We start from the raw sequence: 6,836 nt of genomic DNA, 5'->3' as shown, positions 1-6,836 counted from the left end.
TCCAGCATGAAGTTCAGGTAGGCGGTGACGGGCGGAACGCCCTCGTCCTGCGGGCTGCGCCGGTCCAGTTGCAGCAAGCCGTAGGCGGCCGGCGCATGCAGGCCGAACTGGAAGCCCGGCGCGGCCAGCGCCCGGTAGATGGGCGAGCGGGCGTGCGCCAGCTCGGGCAGGCCCAGCAGGGCGGTGTAGAAGGCCAGTTGGGCCTCGATGTCGCGGCAGAACAGGTTGACGTAGAGCTTCATGCCGTGGTCCGTGCATAGGTGCGTTGGTACATCTCGCGCAGGTGCTCGCCGGCGGTGCAGGGGGCCCAGCGCGGGCACTCTCCCGGCGCCACGGTGCCGGGCACGGCCTCGATGCGGGCCAGGTAGTTGGGCTCGAAGAAGAAGGGGATGGAGAAGCGCGGCGCGCCGCCCGAATGGCGGTTGCGCACCCGGTGCGGGTTGGAGTGGTAGCGGCCATTGGTCCAGCGCGGGATCATGTCGCCCAGGTTGACGACAAAGGCGTCCTCCATCGGCGGGGCCTCCACCCAGTCGCCGCCCGGGGTCTGCACCTCCAGGCCGCCGTGGTGGTCCTGCGCCAGCACGGTGATGGCGCCCCAGTCGGTGTGGGCGCCCGCGCCGAAGGTGCGCTCGTCGGCATCGGCCGGGTGGGCCGGGTAGCGGATCATGCGCAGCGTCACCATGGGCTCGCGACAGGCGGTGTCGAAGTAGCGCTCCGGCAAGTCCAGCGACAAGGCCATCAGCTGCATGATGCGCTCGGACAGGCGGTTCATGGCCGCGATGTAGGCCTCGCACAGCCCCTTGGCCTGCGGCAGCTCCTCGGGCCACTGGCTGGGGCCGTAGGTCTGGTAGCCGGCTTGCACGAAGGGGTGCTCGGCCGGCCAGTCCATGCCGCAGTAGAAGCTCTCCTTCAGGTCGGGCTTCATCGCGGCGTCCAGGGTCTGCTCGCCCAGGGCCTCGAAGCCGCGCATGATCGGCGAATGGCGGATGGACAGGGCCGCCCGGCGCTCGGCCGGCAGCTCCAGCAGCTCGCGCGCCAGCGCGAACTGGCGCTGCACCATCCAGCGGTCCACACCGTGGTGTTTCACGTAGAAGAAGCCCGAGGCCATGGCGGCCTCGCGCAGCTGGCGCACCACCTCGGGCACGCGGGGGCCGCCGGGGGCCAGTGCCCCCTGCAGGTCGATCACGGGAATGCCCATGGCCACTCCAGGTTCGTGGAAGGAAGACAGGCTCAGACCTTGAGCTTGCGCTCGGCCAGGGCGGGCAGGAACTTGTCGGTCCAGAAGTCGGCCAGGGTGGGCGCGCTCTTCAGGCCGAAGGCGGCCACCGTCTCGTCGATGGTGGCCTGCAGGCGCGCCGGGGTGGCCGCGCCCCAGCCGTGAGCCCGGGTGTCGGGGGTCTTCATCGTGCCGTCCAGGATGAGCTTCAGGCGCTCGAGCTCCAGCGCCTCCTGCACCAGGGGCTCGCGGGCCTTGAGCGCGGCGGCACCGGCGGCCGGGTCGGCCATGCACTCCAGCCAGCCCCGGGTGCTGGCCTTGACGAAAGCCTTCATCGCGTCGGCCTGGGCCATGGGCTTGGCATTGGCCACCAGGCCGTTGCCATAGGACTTCATGCCGTGGTCGGAAAAGCGGAACACGGTGAGCTGATCGGCCCCCAGGCCGCGGGCCTTCAGGTTGAGCAGGCCGGTGAAGTAGAAATAGGCCACGCCGTCGAAGTCGCCCTTGACGAAGCGGGTGTCGCCGATGTCCGGGGCCACGTTCTCCCACTTGACCGAGGCCGGGTCGAAGCCCTGGGCCTTGGCGAACACGGGGAACAGCTTGCGCGAGGCATTGAAGGGCTGGCCCAACAGGGTCTTGCCCGCCAGGTCGGCCGGCTTCTGGATGGGGCCGTTCTTGCGCACGATGACCGCGTTGGGGTTCAGGTCGTACTGGATGGCCACGGCCTTGAGCGCGGCCTGCGGGTTGGCCGCGTTGAACTCGATCATCGTGGACAGGTCGGCCGAGGCCGCGTCGTAGGCCCCGCCGGCCACCAGGCTGATGGCGCCGGCCGAGCCGTTGCCGGTGTCGATGGTGACGTCCAGGCCGGCGTCCTTGTAGTAGCCGCGCTGCTGCGCCAGCAGAAAGCCGGCGCCGGAAGCTTCGAACTTCCAGCCCAGGTTGAACTTGAACTTCTGCAGGCTGCCCTGGGCGCGCACGAAGGGCGTGGCGGCGATCAGCGAAGAGGCGGCAGCGGCCTGGAGGAGAGAACGGCGTTGCATGGACGAGAGCTCCGAAAACAGCACGGGCTGCGCCACGGGCGTGCGCGCAGGCGGGGTTTCAGAGCAATTTCCGGGCGGCCGGGCGGCCGCTGAACGCTTCTACTCTTGACCCGGGTTCAGCAGATTCCGTGCCATGGCTGGAGCCGCCGGCAGGCCTTGCCCAGGCGCGACCACGGGCGGCAACGCCCCCGGAATGAGGCGACCAGCCCCAAGCTGGGGAGCGTGCCCGCGTTCAGAAGTGGCTCAAGGTGCGCAGCAGCAGCATCACCGCCACCACCACCGCCACCACGGCAAAACCGCGGCGCAGGGCGCGGGTGGACAGGCGCATGGCCCAGCGCCGGCCCATCAGCAGGCCCGCCACCGCGCCCACCGCGAAGGGCGCTGCCGCGGCCGTCTGCAGCTGCCCGCTCCACCAGGCCGCGNCCAGGCCGGAAACGGACACCAGCGCGATCACCGCCAGCGAGGTGGCCTGGATGCTGCGCAGGTCCAGGTTGGAATGGCGGTCCAGCGCCGGCACGATGACGAAGCCGCCACCGATGCCCAGCAGGCCGCTGAGCACACCCGCCAGCGCCCCCACCCGCAGCATCACGCACAGGCAGGGGCGGGTCCAGTACAGGCGCTGCTCGCCCTCGGGTCGCACACAGGCCGGCGCCTTCTGGGGACCGGCCTGGGCCGGGCCGTCACGCCACATGCGGCGGGCGGTGAAGAGCATGAACGCCACGAAGGCCAGCAGCAGCACGCCCTGCGGCAGGCGCTGGGCCAGCCACACGCCCAGGGGCGCGGCCGCCATGCCGGCGGCCCCCAGCACCCCGGCGGCCCGGTAGCGCACGATGCCCTCGCGCAGCGCAAAGCCGGCCCCCAACCAGGCCGACAGGCCCACCGCCACCAGCGCCACCGGCGCGGCCAGGTGGATCGACCAGCCCAGCACCAGCACCAGCAGGGGTACGGCCAGCGCACCGCCGCCCGCGCCGGTCAGCGCCAGCACGGCGCCCACCGCCCCGCCCAGGGCGGCCAGCGGGGCCCAGTCGGCCCAGGGCAGCATCAACCCCGCCTCCGCTTGGAACGGGCGCGGGATGGACGACAGAGAGGCCGGGGGAGTGAGGACATGGTGCGGGCCGTGGGGCAGAGGAGGCTCATACCCAACAAGGTATGCAATCCACACATTCTAGGCAGCGCTGGCACCGCCACCCAGGTGCCGCGCCGCCGCCTGGGCGGTCAGGATACAGCCCGGCAGGAAGGTGCCCTCCAGCGAGCGCCGGCCGCTGGCGTTGCCGCCGCCGAAGCCCGCCGCCTCGCCCACCGCGTAGAGGCCGGGCAGCGGCCGGTCCTGCGCGTCCAGCACCCGGCTGTGCAGGTCGGTCACCAGGCCGCCCAGGCTCTTGCGGGTGATCAGCCGCAGCTGGATGGCGACGAAGGGCCCGTCGCCCCGGCGCTGCAGCGGCGCGGGCGCGCAGGTGCGCAGCCGGTCCGGCCTCCATTGGCGGGCGTGCTGGATGCGGCGCAGCTGGTCGTCGTTGGCCAGGCGCAGACCCTGGCCGGGCACGAAGTGGGCGTCGAAGGCGTCCACCGTGGCCTGCAGCACCGCGGGGTCCACATGCGGGCCGCCGCTCAGCGCGTTCATCTGCGCGGCCAGGCCGTCCAGCCGTTCGTGGGCCAGGACCTGGGGGCTCTCACGCAGCAGCTGGTCCAGCAGGCGCCCGCTGCCCAGCAGGGTCTCGGCCAGGAAGGGCAGCCACTGCCGCTCGCGGATGCGCGGGTTGTGCTCGGCCCCGGAGATGGCCAGCTCGCGCCGGGCGATGCGGCGGTTGAGCAGCTGCCAGGTCCAGGGTTGGGCCTGGGCCGCCACCTGCCGGCACAGGTCGGGGGTGTCGAAGCCGGTGACCAGGGGAGACGGGCCGATGCGCCGGCCGCTGGCGTCCAGCCACAGGGCCGATTTGGGCGGCACCAGGGACAGGCCATGGCCCGCGAAATGCGGCTGCGGGTGCGGGATGCCTGCGGCGTAGTTCCACATGGCCCCCGGCGCGGCGATGCGCCCGCCCGCCTGCACGGCGGCCCGGTGCAGGGCGCCGTCGGCAAAGGGGTGGGCACCGTTGAGCAGTTCGCCGGGGCAGGGCTGGCCCGCGGGCCAATGGGCGCGCACCCCTTCCAGCGTGCCGTTGAGGCCGCCGGTGGCCAGCACCACCTGCGGCGCGCGCAGGCGCAGCGCGCGGCCGCTGGCCTCGTCCACCGCCTGGGCGCCGCTCACCGCGCCGTCGGTCCAGTCCAGCGCCGTCACCCGGGTGCCGCACAGCAGGGTCAGGCGGTCGGCCCGGGGGCCGCTGGCGGCCTGCTCCAGCGCGGCAATCACCCGCAGCGTCAGCAGGCGCGAGCTGCCCCACAGCACGTGGTAGCGCGGCAGGCTGTTGCCCTCGCCGTTCAGGCCCCGCTCCACCCAGCTGACGGCCGGCAGGAAGCGCAGGCCCAGGCTGCGCAGCCAGTCGTGCACGTCCGGGCGGGAACGCTCGACGTAGTGGCTCGCCCAGGCCAGGGGCCAGCGGTCGGCCGGGTCCGCCGGGTTCAGCCCGCCCCAGCGCAGCCAGTCTGCCAGGGCGCGCTCGGGGTGGTCGGGGATCTTGGCCCGCGCCTGCAGCGGCGTGCCCACCAGGGCCATGCCGCCGAAGGCCCAGCGCGCCAGGCCGCCCAGGCGCTCGCGCGTGTCGCGCTCCACCACCACCACGCGCAGGCCACGCTGCACGGCGCCCAGGGCGGTGAGCAGGCCGGCCAGGCCCCCGCCCACCACCAGCAGATCGGCGTCCAGGGTGTCGCCCATGGCCTTCACGCCGTTCATGGCGCCAGCTTGCGCTTCAGGGCCCGGGCCACCGGCAGCGGCATCTGGCCCAGGGCGCGCAGCAGCCAGGGCAGCACGCGCAGCTTCAGGCCCGAGAAGGCGCTGGGCACCACCGCCTCGATCAGCTGCGGCCCGGGCTGGGCGAGCGCCCGCGCCAGCGCGGCGGTGAAGGCCTCGGCCGTGTCCACGCGGCAGGCGCTCACCCCCATGCCCTGGGCCAGCTGCACGAAGTCCAGCGCCGGCTGACCCAGGTCGAACTGGGCCAGGGCGCGCGGGCCCGGACGCTGGGCGCCCACCCGCTGCAGCTCCAGGTTCAGGATGCCGTAGGCGCGGTTGTTGAAGATGACGCTCACGACGTGGGCCCGCTCGCGCGCCATGCTCCACAGCGCCTGCAGGGTGTACATGGCCGCGCCGTCGCCCACCAGGGCCAGCACCGGGCGGTCCGGGCAGGCCACGGCCGCGCCCAGCGCCAGCGGCAGGCCCTGGCCGATGGCCCCGCCGGTCAGCGCCAGCAGCTCGTGCCGCGGCGCCCCGGCGGTGAAGCCCGGCAGCAGGGCGCCGGAGGTCTGGGCCTCGTCCACCACGATGGCGCCTTCGGGCAGCAGGTGGCCCACCGCCTTGCAGACCTTCTCGGCGGTCAGCCGGCCGCGCGGGGCGCCGGGGCGCCAGGGCGGCTGCAGCCCGGGCACGGCGGCCTGGGCGCCCAGCGCGGCCACCAGGGCGCTCAGGCTGGCCAGCACGTCCTCGTCCGGTGCGGCCAGGGTGTGCAGGGTGCAGCCGGCCGGCGTGAGCGCGCTGGGCTGGCCGGGGTAGGCGAAGAAGGAGACCGGGGGGCGGGCGTCCACCAGCACCAGCTGGGTCAGGCCGGCCAGCTGCACCGAGGCCATCTCGGCCAGGTAGGCCAGGCGCTCCACCGGCGGCAGGCCGGCGCCGCGCGTCAGCCGGGTGGGAAAGACCTCGCCCAGCAGGCGCAGGCCCAGGTGGGCGGCGATGCGGCCGGCCTCGCGCAGCGCTGGCTCGCGCAGGGCCCGCCCGCCCAGCAGCAGGGCGCAGTGCCCGCCCTGGGCGCTGGCCTCGCGCAGGGCCTGGGCGATGGCGGCCACGCGGGCCGCATCGGCCGGAGCCGGCGTGGCCGGGGGCCGCGGGGCCGCGGGGCTGGCGCCCTCGCCCCAGGAGACATCGGCCGGCAGGATCAGCGTGGCCACCTGGCCGGGCGGGCCCTGGGCCACGCTCACCGCCTCGGCCACGTCAGTGCCCAGGGTGGCGGGCTGCTGCGCGGTGCGCACCCAGGCCGAGACATTGCGCGCCGCGGTGGCAATGTCGGACTGCAGCGGCGTGTCCAGCGCCGCGTGGTGGGTGGCGTGCTCGCCCACGATGTTGACCAGCGGCACCCGCGCCTTGCGGGCGTTGTGCAGGTTGGCCAGGCCGTTGCCCAGGCCGCAGCCCAGGTGCAGCAGGGTGGCGGCAGGCCGGTCGGCCATGCGGGCGAAGCCGTCGGCCGCGCCGGTGGCCACGCCCTCGAACAGGGTCAGCACCGCGCGCATCGTGGGCGTGGCGTCCAGCGCGGCGACGAAGTGCATCTCCGAGGTGCCGGGGTTGGTGAAGCAGGTGTCGACGCCGGCGTCGAGCAGCGTGCGCAGCATGGCGGTCGCGCCCTGGGTCATGGGAATGTCTCCTGTCTGTTCTGGGCCGGACGATAGGGCCGCGGCCGACCGGCGGCTTGAGCCGGCGCGCCAGTAATGTAGGATGCGCG

Annotated in this window: 5 protein-coding genes and 1 pseudogene; all 6 read right to left on the bottom strand. The window is 74.0% G+C overall.

Annotated features, from left to right (window positions below; genetic code table 11):
* Positions 1 to 242 (bottom strand): annotated as a pseudogene (locus tag I73_RS30300) (bleomycin resistance protein); the annotation flags it as partial.
* Positions 239 to 1,198 (bottom strand): isopenicillin N synthase family oxygenase, encoded by a 960-nt coding sequence (locus tag I73_RS23895; RefSeq protein ID WP_022982931.1) that lies wholly within the window; start codon positions 1,196 to 1,198, stop codon positions 239 to 241. The pseudogene I73_RS30300 and the gene I73_RS23895, both read right to left, overlap by 4 nt.
* A gap of 32 nt (positions 1,199 to 1,230) precedes the next feature.
* On the bottom strand, positions 1,231 to 2,256 hold the full coding sequence (locus tag I73_RS23890; RefSeq protein ID WP_026097148.1) for an ABC transporter substrate-binding protein: 1,026 nt from the start codon (positions 2,254 to 2,256) through the stop codon (positions 1,231 to 1,233).
* Between the two features lie 232 nt (positions 2,257 to 2,488).
* Positions 2,489 to 3,301, bottom strand: coding sequence for a sulfite exporter TauE/SafE family protein (locus I73_RS23885; protein ID WP_374701978.1), 813 nt, complete (start codon positions 3,299 to 3,301; stop codon positions 2,489 to 2,491).
* A 120-nt stretch (positions 3,302 to 3,421) separates the two neighbouring features.
* Positions 3,422 to 5,083: an FAD-dependent oxidoreductase gene (locus I73_RS23880; RefSeq protein WP_022982928.1), complete on the bottom strand. Its 1,662-nt coding sequence runs from the start codon at positions 5,081 to 5,083 to the stop codon at positions 3,422 to 3,424.
* Positions 5,080 to 6,747 carry an acetolactate synthase large subunit gene (locus I73_RS23875; RefSeq protein WP_022982927.1) on the bottom strand — a complete coding sequence of 556 codons (1,668 nt, stop codon included), beginning with the start codon at positions 6,745 to 6,747 and terminating at the stop codon, positions 5,080 to 5,082. Before I73_RS23875 ends, I73_RS23880 begins: the two co-directional genes overlap by 4 nt.
* Positions 6,748 to 6,836 lie beyond the last annotated feature (89 nt).

The sequence above is a fragment of the Ideonella sp. B508-1 genome (genome assembly GCF_000333615.1).
Lineage (GTDB): Bacteria > Pseudomonadota > Gammaproteobacteria > Burkholderiales > Burkholderiaceae_C > Ideonella.
The sequence above is the reverse complement of the archived record's forward strand: the minus strand, read 5'-3'. Positions and strand labels throughout refer to the sequence as shown.